The organism is Absiella sp. AM29-15, assembly GCF_003434225.1.
GTDB classification, from domain to species: domain Bacteria; phylum Bacillota_I; class Bacilli_A; order Erysipelotrichales; family Erysipelotrichaceae; genus Hoskinsella; species Hoskinsella hominis.
In genome coordinates, this window is sequence record NZ_QVFL01000002.1 from 74,685 (window position 1) to 92,160 (window position 17,476).

16 protein-coding genes are annotated in these 17,476 nt (G+C 35.0%); 14 read left to right on the forward strand and 2 right to left on the reverse strand.

Annotated features, from left to right (window positions below):
- The first annotated feature begins 62 nt into the window (after positions 1 to 62).
- The 12 genes from DW761_RS02440 to DW761_RS02490 all read left to right on the forward strand — a co-directional run bounded on the left by DW761_RS02440 (position 63) and on the right by DW761_RS02490 (position 13,849).
- Complete coding sequence (locus DW761_RS02440) at positions 63 to 1,046, forward strand: ABC transporter substrate-binding protein (protein ID WP_117454262.1); 984 nt, start codon at positions 63 to 65, stop codon at positions 1,044 to 1,046.
- A gap of 30 nt (positions 1,047 to 1,076) precedes the next feature.
- Positions 1,077 to 1,946 carry an ABC transporter permease gene (locus DW761_RS02445; protein ID WP_117454261.1) on the forward strand — a complete coding sequence of 290 codons (870 nt, stop codon included), beginning with the start codon at positions 1,077 to 1,079 and terminating at the stop codon, positions 1,944 to 1,946.
- Positions 1,939 to 2,694, forward strand: coding sequence for an ABC transporter ATP-binding protein (locus DW761_RS02450; protein ID WP_117454260.1), 756 nt, complete (start codon positions 1,939 to 1,941; stop codon positions 2,692 to 2,694). Before DW761_RS02445 ends, DW761_RS02450 begins: the two co-directional genes overlap by 8 nt.
- 283 nt (positions 2,695 to 2,977) lie before the next feature.
- Complete coding sequence (locus DW761_RS02455) at positions 2,978 to 4,114, forward strand: glucose-1-phosphate adenylyltransferase (protein ID WP_117454259.1); 1,137 nt, start codon at positions 2,978 to 2,980, stop codon at positions 4,112 to 4,114.
- 2 nt (positions 4,115 to 4,116) lie between these two features.
- Positions 4,117 to 5,226 carry a glucose-1-phosphate adenylyltransferase subunit GlgD gene (gene glgD, locus DW761_RS02460; RefSeq protein WP_117516318.1) on the forward strand — a complete coding sequence of 370 codons (1,110 nt, stop codon included), beginning with the start codon at positions 4,117 to 4,119 and terminating at the stop codon, positions 5,224 to 5,226.
- Positions 5,226 to 6,665: a glycogen synthase GlgA gene (gene glgA, locus DW761_RS02465; RefSeq protein ID WP_117516319.1), complete on the forward strand. Its 1,440-nt coding sequence runs from the start codon at positions 5,226 to 5,228 to the stop codon at positions 6,663 to 6,665. Before glgD ends, glgA begins: the two co-directional genes overlap by 1 nt.
- 224 nt (positions 6,666 to 6,889) lie before the next feature.
- Complete coding sequence (locus DW761_RS02470) at positions 6,890 to 7,804, forward strand: Abi family protein (protein WP_158552273.1); 915 nt, start codon at positions 6,890 to 6,892, stop codon at positions 7,802 to 7,804.
- A 108-nt stretch (positions 7,805 to 7,912) separates the two neighbouring features.
- On the forward strand, positions 7,913 to 9,781 hold the full coding sequence (locus DW761_RS02475; RefSeq protein ID WP_158552272.1) for a BglG family transcription antiterminator: 1,869 nt from the start codon (positions 7,913 to 7,915) through the stop codon (positions 9,779 to 9,781).
- A gap of 80 nt (positions 9,782 to 9,861) precedes the next feature.
- On the forward strand, positions 9,862 to 10,905 hold the full coding sequence (locus tag DW761_RS02480) for a PTS sugar transporter subunit IIC (RefSeq protein ID WP_207732784.1): 1,044 nt from the start codon (positions 9,862 to 9,864) through the stop codon (positions 10,903 to 10,905).
- Between the two features lie 28 nt (positions 10,906 to 10,933).
- Complete coding sequence (locus DW761_RS21330; RefSeq protein ID WP_207732783.1) at positions 10,934 to 11,197, forward strand: PTS sugar transporter subunit IIC; 264 nt, start codon at positions 10,934 to 10,936, stop codon at positions 11,195 to 11,197.
- A gap of 18 nt (positions 11,198 to 11,215) precedes the next feature.
- On the forward strand, positions 11,216 to 12,697 hold the full coding sequence (locus DW761_RS02485; protein ID WP_117454254.1) for a glycoside hydrolase family 1 protein: 1,482 nt from the start codon (positions 11,216 to 11,218) through the stop codon (positions 12,695 to 12,697).
- 30 nt (positions 12,698 to 12,727) lie between these two features.
- Complete coding sequence (locus DW761_RS02490; RefSeq protein WP_117454253.1) at positions 12,728 to 13,849, forward strand: iron-containing alcohol dehydrogenase family protein; 1,122 nt, start codon at positions 12,728 to 12,730, stop codon at positions 13,847 to 13,849.
- Positions 13,850 to 13,872: 23 nt separating this feature from the next.
- Here DW761_RS02490 and DW761_RS02495 read toward each other — a convergent pair whose 3' ends face one another.
- Together DW761_RS02495 and DW761_RS02500 are read right to left on the reverse strand one after the other, a co-directional pair.
- Positions 13,873 to 14,148, reverse strand: coding sequence for a hypothetical protein (locus DW761_RS02495; protein WP_117454252.1), 276 nt, complete (start codon positions 14,146 to 14,148; stop codon positions 13,873 to 13,875).
- Positions 14,149 to 14,218: 70 nt separating this feature from the next.
- The gene (locus DW761_RS02500) at positions 14,219 to 14,860 is read right to left on the reverse strand and encodes a TetR/AcrR family transcriptional regulator (RefSeq protein ID WP_117454251.1); all 642 of its coding nucleotides are present in this window, start codon (positions 14,858 to 14,860) and stop codon (positions 14,219 to 14,221) included.
- Positions 14,861 to 14,985: 125 nt separating this feature from the next.
- On the opposite strand from DW761_RS02500, the gene DW761_RS02505 reads away from it, so the two are divergent.
- Together DW761_RS02505 and DW761_RS02510 are read left to right on the forward strand one after the other, a co-directional pair.
- Positions 14,986 to 15,990 carry a DUF952 domain-containing protein gene (locus DW761_RS02505; protein WP_158552271.1) on the forward strand — a complete coding sequence of 335 codons (1,005 nt, stop codon included), beginning with the start codon at positions 14,986 to 14,988 and terminating at the stop codon, positions 15,988 to 15,990.
- An 86-nt stretch (positions 15,991 to 16,076) separates the two neighbouring features.
- Positions 16,077 to 17,459, forward strand: coding sequence for an MATE family efflux transporter (locus tag DW761_RS02510; RefSeq protein WP_117454249.1), 1,383 nt, complete (start codon positions 16,077 to 16,079; stop codon positions 17,457 to 17,459).
- Positions 17,460 to 17,476 lie beyond the last annotated feature (17 nt).

Below are 17,476 nucleotides of genomic sequence, written 5' to 3' on the forward strand. Positions count from 1 at the left end.
GCGTAAGCCAATAAAACAAATAAAAAACAAACAACACAATGATGAAAGAGAGGAAATTGAAAATGAAAAAAACAGTAAAAACTTTAATGGCATGCATGATGTGTGCAGGTGTATTAGCAGGATGTAGCAGTAATAAGGATGAGAAAAAACCACTTGTATCTGTAGCACAGATTGTGGAGCATACAAGTCTGAATGAAATTCGTGATTCATTCAAAGCGGAGATGGAAAGATTAGGATATAAAGAAGGCGAAAACATTGCATATGATTTCAAAGATGCTGGAAATGATCCAACAACAGCTAATTCTATCATGTCAACATTTGCCGGAAATAAATCAGATGTCATTGTAGCAATTGCTACGCCAACAGCGACAGCAGCAGCAAACTACAGCAAAGATATTCCTATTGTATTTGCGGCAGTCAGTGATCCTGTAGGTTCTAAGTTAATGACAAATGTGGAAAAACCTGATAAAAATATCACAGGAACAAGTGATGAAATTCAAATTGATCAGATCATTGCTTTAGCACAAAAGATTGATCCAAAAATGAAAAAACTGGGCTTCTTATACAATCCCGGTGAACCCAATTCAGTAACTAACCTTGAAAAAGCCAAAGCATATTGTAAAGAAAACAATATTGAATTAGTCGAAGGCAGTGGAACAAATATTTCAGAATTACAGAGTGCTATTTCTGTATTGACAGATTCTGTAGATGCTATTTTAGCACCAAATGATAACACCGTCGCAAGCTCTATGGCACCACTTGTGGAAGCCGCAAATAAGAAAAAGGTGCCAGTATACACAGGTGCTGATTCTATGGTAAAAGATGGTGGATTTGCGACAGTAGGTATCAATTATACAGAACTTGGACAGGAAACAGCAAAGATGGTAGATCAGATTTTAAAAGGTACAAAAGTAGAAGATATCCCAGTAAAAGTATTCAATACAAATTTAAATATCTATGTAAATAAAAAGACAATGGATACCTTGGGGATCACACTTCCAGATGAAGTGAAGAATGATAAAAACTTAGTCATGATCGAAGAATAAACGTATACAAACAAGAGAGGGTGAGCAGTTATGAGTTTAGATGTAATCATGGATGCAATCATGTTGGGGATGATTTTTGCGATTATGTCCTTTGGGGTATTTATTTCCTTTCGTATCTTAAATATCCCGGATTTAACCATTGATGGAAGTTTTACCACAGGTTGTGCCGCAAGTGTAATCTGTTGTGTGGCAGGACATCCTTATCTAGGCATTCTTATGGCATTTATCGTAGGAGGAGTGGCAGGTATTGTGACAGGTCTTTTACAGACAAAAGGCAAAATACAGCCCCTTCTTGCGGGCATCTTGACGATGACTGCTTTATACTCTGTCAATTTAAAAATCATGGCAGGAAAACCTAATATTTCTACCTTTGGCTTAACAACGATTTTTACTGCTTTTGAAGGTCTTGGACGTTATCATAAAGCGGTTTTGATTGGTTTGATCTTAGTATTGCTTGCAGTTGTATTATATGCCTTTTTAAAGACACAGTTGGGTATGAGTCTACGTGCAACAGGAGATAATGAAGCCATGGTAAGAGCTTCCAGTATCAATTCTGATATGATGAAAATCATGGGTTTATCCTTAGCAAATGCGATCGTGGCACTTGGCGGTGGCATCTTTGCACAATATCAGAATTTTGCGGATGTCAGTGGTGGTATCGGCATGATGGTCGTAGGACTTGCCAGCATCATTGTTGGGGAAGCTTTCTTGCGCAAAAAGACACTTGTATATCATTTTATGGCTGTTATTGTCGGCGCAATCGCTTATCGATTTATATTGACGATAGCCTTGCAGATTGGTATTGCCAGCACGGATTTAAAATTAGTCAGTGCAATTCTTGTGGCACTTGCCATATCATTACCTCAGCTGGTTGGAAAAAGGGGGAAGAAACATGCTTGATTTAAAAGATTTATGCCTAACATTTTATCCGGGGACAGTTAATGAAAAAGTAGCGTTAGATCATGTTTCCTTTCATGTTGAGGAAGGTGATTTCATCAGTGTATTGGGTACCAATGGCGCTGGAAAAAGTACGTTATTGAATGTCATCAGCGGTTCTTTGCCAAATGATTCTGGCAGTATTATATTAGATGGTGAAGATATCAGTTCTTTTCCAGAATATAAACGTGCTAAGAAAATCGGTCGATTGTTTCAGGATCCCTTAAAAGGAACAGCTCCCAATATGACGATTGAAGAAAATCTTGGTCTGGCTTACAGTCGTGGAAAACGTACGACGTTATCACGTGCAATCAAAAAAGGCGACCGTTCTTTCTTTATTGAAAAATTAAAAGAGTTGAATTTAGGATTAGAAGAGCGCATCACGACCAATGTTGGTTTATTGTCAGGAGGACAGCGGCAGGCCTTAACATTATTAATGGCTACCATTGTGACACCAAAGCTGTTGCTGCTAGATGAACATACAGCAGCTTTAGATCCTAAAACCGCAACACAGGTGATGGAGATCACTGATAAAATAGTAAAAGAACATAACATCACAACCCTGATGATTACCCACAATATGCGTCAGGCACTCGAATATGGAAATAAGACTATCATTTTGAATGAAGGAAAAATTGTAAAGGTATTAGAAGGAGAGGAACGTAAGTCCACAACTGTAGAAGATTTGTTACAAATGTATGACTTTATCTAAAATTTACCTTTTCCAGATATTTCCTTTGAAAAAAATAAGGAATATTTTGAAAACTATGTTAATATACTGAACATGCGGGAAATAAAAAGTTAAAAATTTTCATGAAAAATACATAAAATTTTAACTTGACTTTTTTTGCATGTTTTTGCTTGTGCACCGCAAAATAGTCCCAAATTTGAAAACGCATACAAAAAGTTTAAAAATATATAAAAAATGCTGGAAATTTGTGACAAAAGTTATTATACTAGATATATAGATGAAAATTCCTAAGGGGGGATTTACTGTGAGACAAAACAACATGTTGGCCATGATACTGGCCGGAGGCCGAGGTACTCGTCTATATGCCTTGACCAAAAAGATTGCAAAACCTGCAGTGTACTATGGAGGGAAATATCGAATTATCGACTTTCCACTAAGCAATTGTGCAAACTCCAATATTAACGTTGTTGGTGTGCTGACGCAGTATGAATCAGTTTTACTGAACTCTTATGCAGCAGCAGGACAGCGTTGGGGACTTGACGCAAAAGATAGTGGAGTGTATGTATTGCCACCTCGTGAAAAAGACGGAGCGGCATTTGATGTTTACCGTGGTACCGCAGATGCAATTTCACAAAATATCGATTTCATTGATAGTCACAATCCGGATTACGTATTGATACTGTCAGGAGATCATATCTACAAAATGGATTACTCCAAGATGTTATCACATCACAAAGCTTGTGATGCTGACGCAACGATTGCTGTTCTGCCAGTGCCTATGAAAGAGGCAAGCCGTTTCGGTATTATGAATACGGATGAAACAGGACGCATTGTTGAGTTTGAAGAAAAACCAGAACATCCAAAGAGTAATCTGGCTTCAATGGGTATTTACATCTTTAACTGGAAACAGCTGAGAAAAATGCTGGTTGCAGATATGGATGACCCAAACAGTAACCATGACTTTGGTAAGGATATCATTCCAGCAATGCTGAATGAAAACAAACGTTTATTTGCTTACCAGTTCAAAGGTTATTGGAAAGATGTAGGAACTGTTGATTCTCTGTGGGAAGCAAACATGGATCTTTTAGGAAAGAATAACGAGCTTGACTTGAACGATCCTAACTGGAAGATCTACACAGAAGACGTTGCTACAATACCTCACTTCATTGGACCAGACGCTAAGATTGATAATGCTTATATCAATCAGGGCTGTATGATCAATGGTGAAATTAACAATTCTGTATTGTTTACAAACGTGGAAGTATCAAAAGGAGCTGTTATCAACGACTCTGTATTGATGCCAGATGTTGAAATTGGAGAAGGTGCCGTCATCAACCGAGCAATTATTGCTGAAGGTGTGAAAGTTGATGCAGGTGCAGTTGTCGGTGATCCAAACAGTGAACATATTGAATTGATCAGCAAGAGAGTGAGGTGTGAATAGTTATGTGTAACGCATTTGGAATTGTAAACTATGAAGGACCTGATGTATTTGTCAAGGGAATGCAGGACTATCGTCCATTATCAGCATTCAGCTTTTTGGGAAGATATCGTTTGGTGGACTTTCCATTAAGTAATATGAGCAATAGTGGTGTCAACCACATCAAAGTGTTTGTAAAATCAAATCCAAGAAGTCTGATTGAGCACTTAGGTACAGGCCGTCATTACAATATTAACTCAAAACGTGGTAAGATGCATATTTTACCATCCTATGGAGTCAATGATCTGTATAGTACAGATATCAACTCTTTTATGAATAACATGCTGGCTATTGAAAATGTCAATTATCCATATGTTATCATTACACCACCTCATATGATTTATCGTCAGGATTTCAGTGATTTGCTGGATACACATGTAGAAAGCGGTGCTGATATTACAGTATTATATCAAAACGTTGATAATGCCAAAGAAGCATTTATCAATTGCGACGTTTTAAATTTAAACAAGCAGAAGGGTGTTCTTTCAATTGATAAGAACCGTGGAAATTATAAATCAAGAGCAATTTCTCTTGAAACATATGTATTAAGCAAAGAATTATTTATGGACCTTGTGAAAAAGGCTGCCAATGTTAGTTCTTTATACTGGTTCAGAGATATCGTAAATGATGAATGTACAGAATTAGATATTCGTGGTGTAGCACACCGTGGATATGTAGCATGTATTAATGATTTCCGCAGCTACTTCAATGCAAATATGGACCTTCTGGATTATGATCGTGTATTAGATCTGTTTAAACCAGACTGGCCAATCTATACACGTACCAACGACTCTTGTCCTGCACAATACTATTCAGGTGTAGAAGTAAAACAGAGCATGGTATCCAATGGATGTCTGATTGAAGGAGATGTCGTAAACTCTGTCATCGGACGTGGTTGTGTCATTAAGAAAGGCGCAGTTGTGAAAAACAGTGTCATTCTTCCTGGTGCTGTCATTGGTGAAGATGTTCATATTGAAAATGTAGTTGTAGATAAACAGGCTAGAATCTTACGTAAGAAAGAAATTCTTGCGCAGCCAGATAAGCCTATGTACGTGAAAAGGAATGATAAAATCTAATGGCAAGAATATTAATGGTTGCTGCCGAAGGTCTTCCATTCATCAAGAGTGGTGGACTTGCAGATGTTATCGGTTCTTTGCCGCAGGCACTGTCTAACAAAGGACATGAAGTGCGCGTAGTCCTTCCTTTGTATAGACCAATTGCTGAAAAATACCATCAGGATTTTCAGTTAGAAGCACAATACAGTGTTTCTATTGCCTACCACGAAGTACCAGTAAATATCTGGAGCAGTATGGTAAAAGATGTAAAGTTCTATTTTGTAGAACATAAAGGGTATTTCGAAAGAGATAACATGTATGGCTATATGGATGATGGTGAGCGTTTTGCTTACTTCCAGAAAGCTGTTATTGAAATGTTGAATCAGCTGAATTACTTCCCTGAAATCATGCATAGTCATGACTGGCACACAGGTATGATTCCTGCAATGTGTAAAGAAGGACACAGCTTTGATGAACGTTATCGTAACATTCGTCATGTATATACGATTCACAATCTGGCTTATCAGGGCAACTTCGGCGTGGAAATGCTGGATAGCTGTTTAGGTCTTGATTATCGTATCTATGACAATGGAAACGTACGTTATGATGGCGGTATCAGTTTTATGAAATCAGGTATTCTATACGCTGATAAAGTCACAACGGTATCTCCAACATATTCACAAGAAATTTTAACACCACAGTACGGAGAACATCTGGAAATGGTATTGAATATCCGTAAATATGATTTATGGGGCATTACAAATGGAATTGATATTGAATCATGGAATCCTATGACTGATCCACAGGTTCCTTACAATTTCAACAAGGTCAATGTGAAAAAAGCAAAAGCGTTGAACAAAGAAGCATTACAAAAAGAATTAGGTCTTACAGTAGATCCGGATGTCATGTTGGTTGGGGTCGTTTCCCGACTAACATGGCAGAAGGGATTCTACTTGATGATGGAAAAACTTTCTGAAATTTGTCAGATGCCAATTCAGTTAGCTGTACTTGGTAGTGGTGAGGCAAGCATTGAAGAAAAAATGGCACAATTAGAAGCAGGAAACCGTGGAAAAATTGCATTCTATAAAGGATACAATGATTCTTTGGCACATCGTATCTATGCAGCTTGTGACATGTTCTTAATGCCATCTTTGTTTGAACCATGTGGTATTTCTCAATTGATTAGTATGCGTTATGGTACTTTACCACTTGTAAGAGAAACTGGTGGATTAAAAGATACGGTTACACCATACAATGAATTTGATAAGACTGGTAATGGATTCAGTTTCACAAATTATAACTCTGATGAAATGATTCAGGTTATGTACAATGCAATCAGCGTTTACTATGATCGTCCAGAAGACTGGAAGACATTGGTACGCAATGCAATGGACACAGACGTGAGCTGGGACCACAGTGCGGATACGTATTGCCAGTTGTATTCACAATTACATCTATAAGAAATGAAGGACAGGGAGTACCTGTCCTTTTATGGTGTTTAGAAGGCCTCTAAATATTGCAATAATAGATAAATACTATAAATAATGTTAAAAGCAAAAATAAACTATACATAAAGTGCAAAAAAAATAAAAACATCATATAATAATGTTGACAGTAGCTCCGCCGCCTCTTAACAATGCGTACCACCGGAGCTCTTTTTTGTAAAATGATAAGGGGGAATAATATGGAGGATGAAAAAAGTAAGTTGAAAGAAGCATTGACTTTTGAAACACAATTAAAACATTTAATGATAGATAAAAAATTGAAAGTTGGGAATAAGAGCAATGCATTAAAAGTGTTAAAGAAGGAAAATTACTATAGACTAAGTGGTTATTGGATAAACTTTGTAGATAATAATGATATCTTTTATCAATATATCACTTTTGAACAAATATATAGTATTTATAAATTTGATAAAGTTTTAAGAGGTATGATAATTGAAATTATTAATGATGTAGAAGTCTATTTTAAAACAAGATTAGCAAATTATTTTTCTTTGGCTTATGGCGCTGATGGATATATGGATGATAGCAATTTTAAAGAAATAGCCAAAAATAAACATAGAAATTTGTTAAAGAAAATTGAAGATTTAAAAAATAATAACCCTAACAATCTAATTATTAAGCATCACAAAACTAAATATGGAGGCGATATGCCGTTATGGGTTGTAATAGAATTATTATCATTTGGAAATGTTTCGAAATTATTTAGTATGATGACGAATGAAGATAAAAAAAATATGGTGAAGCAATCCTATAAAAATATTAGTTATACATATATTGAAAGTTTCTACCATGCTATCGCCTACTTTAGAAATCAATGTTGTCATTTTCATAGATTGTATGATGTTAAACATACAATTAAAATGTTGTTATATAAAACTCCGTTTTATGATCCAGATAAAGACAATAGTTCAACTTTTTATTTTATATATGTTATTATTTTGCTTAATCCTAATCATGATTTAGGAAAAAGATTGATTTTCAGACTTTTAAGTGAATTTAAAAAGACTAAAGTTGATAAGAAAAAATATGGATTTCCATATAATTGGAAAGAAATACTAGAAAAAGCAAATGGATATTGTATAGATATTCATTAGCGAGATAAAAGGATTGACAATACAAAATAGTTGCTTAATATAGTTGGAAGAATGTTTCTTATGAAAGATCCTTCCTTTTTTTTATTCTTTTATGGAGAAAATATACCTGTGTATTCTATTTTTGCCACATTAATCTGGTATTGCTTTGTTATTTCGGGTAATCATAAAATCGTCTATAATGAAGATGTAAAGAAAGAGCTGATGAAAATGAAATTGAATGAAAGACAAAAAGTATTGTTGAAATCATTGATTGAAGAAAACGATTATAAGACCTTGCAAGAATATGCAGATATGCTTCAGATTTCTTATAAGACAGTTTCTAATGATGTAAATGTTTTAATGAAAACTCTGGCAGACATTCATATAGAAGTCGATAAAAAACCACATTGTGGCATTCGTTTAAATTTAAAACATGATCAAATCAATGAATTAAATAAGCTATTACAGGAACAAAGTGGAAAAGATGAATATCTCAGTATATCGGATAGAAGAACAGAAATTTATCTTCAGTATCTTTGGAATCCCAATGCATATTACAGCATTCAATATTTTTCAGATCTATATTTCGTTAGTGCCAGCTCTATTATGAAAGATTTGGATATCGTATCTGAAAAACTAACACGATATGATATTACAATGGAAAAAAGTAAAAAGGGTACATGTATTCATGGAAGTGAAATTAACATACGAAAAGCATTGCTTGATTATATGGAACGTTATCTTTATGAACATGTGATGGAAGTTGAACGTTATCAACACTTAAGTGAAAAATTTAAGAGATTTCATGATATGGAAGTTGATGATATAGAAGCGATTATTGAATTTCTTGAACAGAATATGAATCATATAGAAGCAGTATCGAAAAAGATTATCAATGAACCATATTACAGTAATGCCTTCTTGTATCTTGTGTTAATGATTTTGAGAATCAAACATGGCAACTACATACAAGATGTAAAAGAATTGGTATATTACGATGATGCGATTGATGAAACAGATTTTGAATTTACAAATAAATTATGTCGTAATATCAATCATCAATACGATATACAGATCACAGAAGCTGAGGCGATAAATGTTTATCGGCATTTGATCAGTGGAGGTTTAAGCAAAAAAGAAATTGAGATCGTAGAGCGTAATACAAAAGCAAATGATCTAAACTCCCTTACACTTGCCTATACAAGATATCTGATCGAACATATGTCGATTCTGTTTGGTATTGATTTTTCTAATCAGGTATATTTGCATTCGAATCTGCGTTTTCATATCAAACCAATGATTAATCGATTACGCTATGATATTAAGATCAATAACATGATGGTGGAAGAAATACAAAAACGTTATCCATTGGAATTCTATCTGACACAGTTAAGTTGTATTCTGACAAGTAGAAGATATGAAATTAAAGAACCATCAAAAGAAGAAGTAGCTTATATCATGGTATATTTTCAAAGTGCAATTGAACGACATTTACATACGATTCAAGCAATCTTGGTCACAGGGCAAAGTGTAGGTTCTGCGCAACTCTTAAAAACAAGATTAGAAAACACATTTCAAGATGTTGTGATAAAAGAAATCTTACCACCAAGTAAATTAAATCAGGTAAATATGGAAAATATTGATTTGATATTAACAACAGGCAACGTTTCGATGAATTTACCATATATCGCAGTATCACTGTTTTGTGATGAAACGGATATTGCGACAATTCGCCATTATTTAAAAAATTTAAGAAAACATAAACATATGAATCCTAAAGATATATCCATTTGTTTTGAGGAATGTGATTTTAAAACAAACCAATATGCGATAACGATGCATACGGTATTTGGCAGTATCGTTATACAAAAAAGTGAGGATACACATATGTATTACGATAAACATCAAGGCAACATCAAATATGGAATCTTTTATAAAGAACTAAAAGAAATTAATCCGATGATGCAGGTTTTATTCAATCAGGTTATACATCAGTAAAAAACTGATCATAACATATATACGTCATGACGTGATCCCTGATCAGGATCTCATTCACAGAAAGAGAGGATTATTAAGTTATGAAAACATTCGATGCCATCATGAATCGATGGTTCATCCCAGTCGCAATGCGTATCGCGAATGTGAAGGGTATTTGCGCAATACGTGATGCATTCTTACAGATTTTCCCATTTACACTTGCTGGTTCGCTGGTCGTTGTAATCAACAATGTAATATTCGCATCTAATGGTTTTATTGGACAATTCTTAGTAGGAATGTTCCCTAATATTGATCAGGCACAGGCTGTATTAAATTCCGTGTTGACAGGTACCAATACTGTCATGTCTTTATTCATTGTTTTCCTTGTCGCAAGAAATATGGCACGTGAATACAAAGGTGAGGGGAATAAAGCTGGTATTACTGCATTAACTGCATTCTTCATTTTTTATCCAATTGAAAATTTAGAAAGCGGCAGCTATTTTTCTACAAATTATTTTGGCGCAAATGGTTTATTTATCGCCATCATTATCGGTTTGATTGTTGGATGGGGCTTTACCAAGCTTGCACGTATTGAAAAGATTCGTATCACTATGCCGGATACCGTTCCACCAGAAGTTGCGAAATCCTTTAATGTCACAATTCCAATCATTATTGTATTGGTCGTATGTGCGATTTTGAACTTTATCGTATTACAAATTGATCCTAATGGATTAAACGCTTTGATCTATACTATGCTTCAAACACCATTAACTGCTCTGGGAGGCAATGTGGCAACCATCTTCATTTTAGAATTTTTGGCAATGTTATTGTGGTGCTTTGGTATCCATGGGACTGCGACAGTATCACCAATCTATAAAGTATTGTTCGCTGAAGCAAATATCGTAAACTTAGATTTTGCAGCTGCACATGCGACAACTGTAGGTGCTCCTTATCCATTTACATGGCAATCATTATTTGAAAACTTTGGCTGTATCGGTGGTACAGGAAATACATTAGGTTTGATTATTGCCATTTTAATTTGTGCTAAATTTATGAAGGATAAATGGAAAAAGGATGATTATTCTAAAGTAGCAAAGATGTCATTGATTCCTGGATTATTCTGTATCAATGAACCTATGATTTAGTTTACCAATCGTATTAAATCCAATTTTAATGATTCCATTTGTCCTGGCACCACTTGTCAATACTGCCATTGGTGCATTGGAAATCTTCCTTGGACTGGTTCCTGCGGGAGTGCTGGATGCAGGATGGGCAACACCACAACCAATTAAGGCATTCTTATCTACATCCGGTGCATGGCAATCTATTGTATCTCAGATATTGGCAATCACCGTAGCAACCCTTATTTATCTGCCATTTGTCATCGCAGCAAATAAAGCTGCAAAACAAGAAAAAAAGGAAGAAACACAAGCATAAAAGAAAGAGGTTATCGTTATGAAAGAAAAAGGATTCCCAAAAGATTTTTTATGGGGTGGCGCAACAGCTGCTAATCAGTTGGAAGGTGGCTGGAAGGAAGGCGGCAAAGGGTATAGCACTGCCGATGTCGTTCAATATTATACAAAAGAAGAATCAAAAGGCAAGAATATGGAAACTGTTCCAAGATGCGAAGTGGAAGAAATATTAAAAGGAAATCGAGAAACTCGTAATTATCCAAAACGTAGAGGAATTGATTTTTATCATCACTATAAAGAAGATATCGCATTACTTGCGGAAATGGGATTTAAAGTTTTCCGTATGTCTATCAACTGGGCAAGAATCTATCCAAATGGAGATGATGAAACACCAAATGAAGAAGGTTTGCGGTTTTATGATCAGGTATTTGATGAATGTTTAAAATATGGTATCAAGCCATTGATTACTTTATCACACTATGAAACACCATTACATTTAGCAATGGAATATAACGGATGGGTGAATAGAAAAACTGTGGATTTTTATTTGAAATATTGTGAAACAGTATTTCGTCGATATAAAGATAAAGTGAAATACTGGATGACGTTCAATGAAATCAATATGATGTTAAATTTGCCATTTACCGCAGGTGGTGTCTTTATTGAAACATGTGAAAATGAAAAACAGGCAAAATATCAGGCCATTCATCATCAATTCATCGCAAGTGCCTTAGCAACAAAACTTGCACATGAAATCATAGAGGATGTACAGGTAGGGTGTATGCTGGGAATTACACATACCTATCCGGAAACCAATAAACCAATAGACAATCTGTTATCACAAAAGGCAAACCGCAACAATTATTTCTTTGTGGATGTGCAATCCAAAGGAGAATATCCAACCTATATCTTAAATGAGTGGGAGAAAGAGAATATTCATATAGAAATGTTGCCCAATGATTTAGAAATATTAAAAAATAATACTGTGGATTATATTTCCTTTAGTTATTATTACACAATGAGTGTCAGTGAACGTGCCTTGCATGGAAATGGCGGTGCAAATGGTTTACCTGATTTCGGTATCCCAGTTGTGCCTAATGAGCATCTAAAAAGAACCAGCTGGGGCTTTCAGATAGATCCAATAGGATTTAGAATCATTATCAATGAATTATGGGATCGTTATCACAAACCAATATTTATCGCAGAAAATGGAATGGGAGAATATGATCAATTAAATGAAGATGGTACGATTCATGATGCCTATCGTATCGACTACCTGCGTGAACATATTCGCCAAATGAAAGAAGCAATCAATGATGGAGCAAATGTGTTTGGCTATACTTCATGGGGATGTATTGATATCATCAGTGCTGGTACATCAGAAATGAGTAAACGATATGGATATATTTATGTAGATCAGGATGATTATGGCAATGGAACATTGAAACGTTATAAAAAAGATTCTTTCTATTGGTATAAGAAAGTAATCGCAAGCAATGGAGAAGATTTAGGAGATAACGATTGATCGTCACGATCAATCGTTTTCATAAAAGAAATGATTCAGCATTACAAGCAGACAGATATCGTCATACAAGATAAGTCATTATATCAATTACAGGATATCGTAGATAAATATGCTATACAAAAAGCGTTGATACTTATATCTAAAACCATACAACGATCTCTATATTATCAAACTGCATTATCTTCACTAGATATTACGTATATCGAATATAATCAAATAGAAAAAGATCCTGATGATGATATGATTATGAACGCATTATATACAGCACGAAAATATCAATGTGATGGTGTGATTGCGATAGGTGGAGGAAGTGTGCTAGACACTGGAAAAGCTGTATCCTTGATGTATGATCAAAAGCAACATATTTTAAATTTTATACATGATAAATCATATGATATTGAAAAAACAATACCACTTATCTGTATACCGACAACCATTGGCACAGGAAGTGAAATTAGTAAAAATATTGTCGTAAAGAATCATAGAACCGGTAGGAAACATCGTATCATTGAGAAAGCTGCTCGTGCTGATTTTATGATGATAGATTGTGAATTTATGAAATCATTAACAGTGGACATGGTTTTATATGGCAGCATGGATATTCTTGCGCATGCGATTGAGGCATATACGAATAAAAAATCAATGACGATGCCAGATGAATTTATTGATGAATGTGCCCTTACATCCATACAGTTGGTAACAAAACATTTAAAACCAGCCTTGTTTGGTGAATTACACGATCGTATGCAGCTACAACTCGCAAGTTTATATGCAGGAATTGCAATGGAAAATGATTTACATGCCAATCATATACTTGCGGGATGCATTCATGAGATGTTTCCTCAATTACATCATGGAATGTGTGTAGGAATGTTGTTGCCATATATTATGCAGTATAATGCCAGCACATGTAAAAGTCGATATGATCAAATCAATGATCGCATCCAAATGGATTGTATAAATTGGATCATACAAATACAACAACAGTTTCATTATCCACAACTTAGCGACTATATCCATACGTTAGAAGATGCAGATAGATTAATAGAAATGATGATACAAAAAAATATTTCTATCAACCCGATTTCCATATCCCCACAACAAATCAAGCAAATGATCTATCAAGCATGTTATATAAAAAGGCAGGAATGATTATAATTTTTCTGCCTTTTCGCTTAGTGATTTAGATTTTTACATATTCTGTGAGATATCAGTGTCACAATTCCAATGCCACTACTACCTAAAGCATAATAGGGGAAACCAAAACATAACTGCACACCACCAACGACAATCAATCCGCCAGCAATGATATCGCCAATATGATTACCTTTCTCCATGACCTCTTTTGAAGGGTGGCTTATCTTTTTACTTTTTGTGCATACACGATTATTGAAAGCTTGTGTTTTTTGTAATACCTTTTTAGTCTTTTCCATTGGATCCATTCTTTTCATCAGCGTTCTTCCTTTCTTACAGACTATTGGTCTGTATTGCTGTATAAAATAATCTGCTTAGGCAGATATTTTAATTATTTTTTTGATAGGCATGCCATATATCTTCCATTAATTCATCATCCAGAATATCAAAGCCAATACGATCCATCATATGCTTTAAATATGATAAACGCCGTTTGATCTGGTCACAATCATCTGGATTGATGATAGGATTGATCCAATAGTTAATAAGAAATAGGAATACTTCTGCACATAAATCAGGATCGCTTGTTTGAATGGAACCATCAGATATACCTTCTTCAATAAATTTTGATATTAAGGGCGCATCAACTTCCATACAGTTTCTCATACCATTGACCACAAAATGTGGATTTTTCGCTTCTATAGCTGTTGTTTTCTCAAAGCCATATCGTTGTGCATGCGTGGCAAGATAACGTAATAATTCTTTTAATTTAGCTTTTCCATTCTCAGCTTCTATTGAATTTATGATATCGTGTAATTGTTTCTGATATTCTTTACTACAATGCTCCATCACTGCGGATAATATGGCTTCTTTAGATTCAAAATGATGATATAAGCCACCTTTTGATAAATGCAAAGCATCTAATATATCCTGAATACTGGTTTGTTCATAACCTTTTTCAAGAAATAAGGCAGTTGCAGTTGTGATGATATTTTCTACTGTTCTCTCTGGATGTGCATATCTAGCCATAATTTTCTCCTATACAGACTTTTGGTCTGTATTCAGCTTAACATGGTTTTTAAAGGATGTCAAACATTTACTTGTGATAGGGATTGAATCATGGCATAATGATAAAGATGAAATGGGGTTATAGAATGGAAATCATACATTGTTGTTTAAAAGAAGCATTTGAAAAAGAAATAGAAAATGGAACGTATGGAACATCAGAGATAAAGGCGAAAGGATATATCCAGTTTGCGACATGGAACAGTTTTCGTTACCTCGCACCAGCTTTCTATAAAGATACCCGTGAATATATCTTTTTGGTTGTGGATATGGATAAAGTAAGAAATCGTATACGTTTTGTGAAGGATCATAAAGGGCACGCATTTCCTTGTGTATATGGCATGATTCAACATGACGAAATCAAACGTTGTGTACCATTTATTCATGATGATAAAGCATGGCTGAATCAAAAGGAATGTGTACATATTTTGATGAATACCAGTATGATTGATGAAAACTGGTGTTATCCAGCTTTGAAAAAATATATATCTGCTCAGGATGAAGTATGTGTGATGGCATTTAGCTTCTTTGATGATACCAAGACATTAGATGATTGGAACCGTCAATATAAACCAGGACAGGGCATCTGGTACAAAAGCAATACCGATGTATTCTTTCGCTATGGATTGAAACGTGAACAAATTCATTGGGTCAATTATTTCACAGACAGTAAAATAGAGATGGAAAATAAGATTATGAACAGCAGTATCGTGTTTTTTACCGGAGGTGCACCAGATCTCATGATGAAACGTATTCGTGAATTTAAATTAACATCTTTATTGAAAAATTATCAGGGTGTGATGATGGGATATAGTGCAGGAGCAATGATGCAATTTGATGAATATCACATTACTCCAGATGAAGATTATCCATCATTTGTGTATGAAAAAGGTTTAGGATGTTTAAAAGGTTTTGGAATAGAACCACACTATCAAGCATCCAGGATACAAAAAGAAAGCATGCAGCTTGTAATAAAAGAAAAACAAAAAGATGTATATGGCATCTATGAAAAAGGCGGCATCATCATTGATCAAGGCAACATGATAATGTTTGGAAAAGTAGATATCATGGAGGCAGAAGATACAAAGTTATGAAACTTATGTACAATCGAAAAAACATCATTGACGAAATGAAACAAAAAAGTGTACCATAGATAGGAAAAAGAGAAGGGATGCGTAGTATGTTTCATTTACAAGTAGATTTAACAAAAGACAATATTTTTAAAGCGCTGTTACTGTTTGCGATTCCGATTTTTATCGCTAATGTGTTCCAGCAGTTATACAATACGATGGATACCATGATCGTAGGAAATTATCTGGGAGATGCTTCACTTGCGGCCATTGGTTCTGCTTCAGCAATATATGAGCTGATGATAGGATTCGCATTAGGGGTTGGCAATGGGTTAAGCATTGTCACCGCCCGCTGTTATGGAGCAAATGATGAAGATGCAATAAAACGTTCAGTCGCAGGTTCTATCGTGATTGGGGTATTTTTAACCATCGTGATTATGATCATTGCGAAACTGTTTTTATATCCATTATTACAGTTATTAAATACACCACCTGAAATTATAGAAGAGTCATATTCCTATATATTCACCGTAACGATTTTTGTGGGCGTGATGTTTGCGTACAATATGTGTGCAGGATTGTTACGTGCAATTGGAAATAGTGTGATGCCACTTGTGTTTTTGATTATATCCAGTGCTATTAATGTTGTTTTGGATATCGTGTTTATTACACAGTTTTCTATGGGTGTACAGGGTGCAGCAGTTGCGACAGTCATTGCTCAGGCGATTAGTGCAGTGCTGTGTTTCGTATACATTTATTTCAAAGCACCATTATTAATACCACAAAGAAAACATTTTCATGTAGGAAAACAAATGTATCAGGAGCTTGCAGGACAAGGATTTTCTATGGGATTTATGATGGCAATTGTATCAGCAGGTACTGTAATCCTGCAAACAGCGATTAACAAATTTGGATATTTGATTATCGCAGGTCATTCTACCGCAAGAAAAATCAATTCTTTCTGTATGATGCCAGCTTCTACATTCTGTATGGCATTATCTACCTTTGTATCACAGAATAAAGGCGCAAATCAAAAGGAACGAATTCGTCAGGGAGTAAAAACAGCTAATATCATCAGTATTTGCTGGGGTGGAATAGCACTTGTCTTAATGTTCTTTTTTGCCAGACCACTAGTTGCGCTTATATCTGGTTCTAATGAGGCAGCTGTATTAGATAATGGGTCTTTATATTTGATGATCAATGCTCCATTTTATGCAGTGTTAGGAATCTTGCTAAATCTGAGAAATTCTTTACAGGGGCTAGGTAGAAAAGTAATACCACTTGTATCCAGTGTGATTGAGTTCTGTGGAAAAATAGTCTTTGTAATCTTGTTTATTCCGTTGCTGGATTACTTTGGTGTTATTATTTGTGAGCCGGTAATCTGGTGTTGCATGTGTTTACAGTTATGGTTCTCTTTCTACCGTGACAGCTATATGCAAAAAAGTGAAGAAGAAAAAGAGAAAGTAAAGGATTATGAGTTGAATTGTTCTTAAACCTTTTTGAGAATTTA

What these genes read in the sequence shown, in the direction of transcription:
- DW761_RS02440 (WP_117454262.1), top strand. Translation starts at nt 63, where the DNA reads ATGAAAAAAACAGTAAAAACTTTAATGGCATGCATGATGTGTGCAGGT.
- DW761_RS02445 (WP_117454261.1), top strand. Translation starts at nt 1,077, where the DNA reads ATGAGTTTAGATGTAATCATGGATGCAATCATGTTGGGGATGATTTTT.
- DW761_RS02450 (WP_117454260.1), top strand. Translation starts at nt 1,939, where the DNA reads ATGCTTGATTTAAAAGATTTATGCCTAACATTTTATCCGGGGACAGTT.
- glgD (WP_117516318.1), top strand. Translation starts at nt 4,117, where the DNA reads ATGTGTAACGCATTTGGAATTGTAAACTATGAAGGACCTGATGTATTT.
- glgA (WP_117516319.1), top strand. Translation starts at nt 5,226, where the DNA reads ATGGCAAGAATATTAATGGTTGCTGCCGAAGGTCTTCCATTCATCAAG.
- DW761_RS02470 (WP_158552273.1), top strand. Translation starts at nt 6,890, where the DNA reads ATGGAGGATGAAAAAAGTAAGTTGAAAGAAGCATTGACTTTTGAAACA.
- DW761_RS02480 (WP_207732784.1), top strand. Translation starts at nt 9,862, where the DNA reads ATGAAAACATTCGATGCCATCATGAATCGATGGTTCATCCCAGTCGCA.
- DW761_RS21330 (WP_207732783.1), top strand. Translation starts at nt 10,934, where the DNA reads ATGATTCCATTTGTCCTGGCACCACTTGTCAATACTGCCATTGGTGCA.
- DW761_RS02485 (WP_117454254.1), top strand. Translation starts at nt 11,216, where the DNA reads ATGAAAGAAAAAGGATTCCCAAAAGATTTTTTATGGGGTGGCGCAACA.
- DW761_RS02490 (WP_117454253.1), top strand. Translation starts at nt 12,728, where the DNA reads ATGATTCAGCATTACAAGCAGACAGATATCGTCATACAAGATAAGTCA.
- DW761_RS02495 (WP_117454252.1), bottom strand. Translation starts at nt 14,148, where the DNA reads ATGAAAAGAATGGATCCAATGGAAAAGACTAAAAAGGTATTACAAAAA.
- DW761_RS02500 (WP_117454251.1), bottom strand. Translation starts at nt 14,860, where the DNA reads ATGGCTAGATATGCACATCCAGAGAGAACAGTAGAAAATATCATCACA.
- DW761_RS02505 (WP_158552271.1), top strand. Translation starts at nt 14,986, where the DNA reads ATGGAAATCATACATTGTTGTTTAAAAGAAGCATTTGAAAAAGAAATA.
- DW761_RS02510 (WP_117454249.1), top strand. Translation starts at nt 16,077, where the DNA reads ATGTTTCATTTACAAGTAGATTTAACAAAAGACAATATTTTTAAAGCG.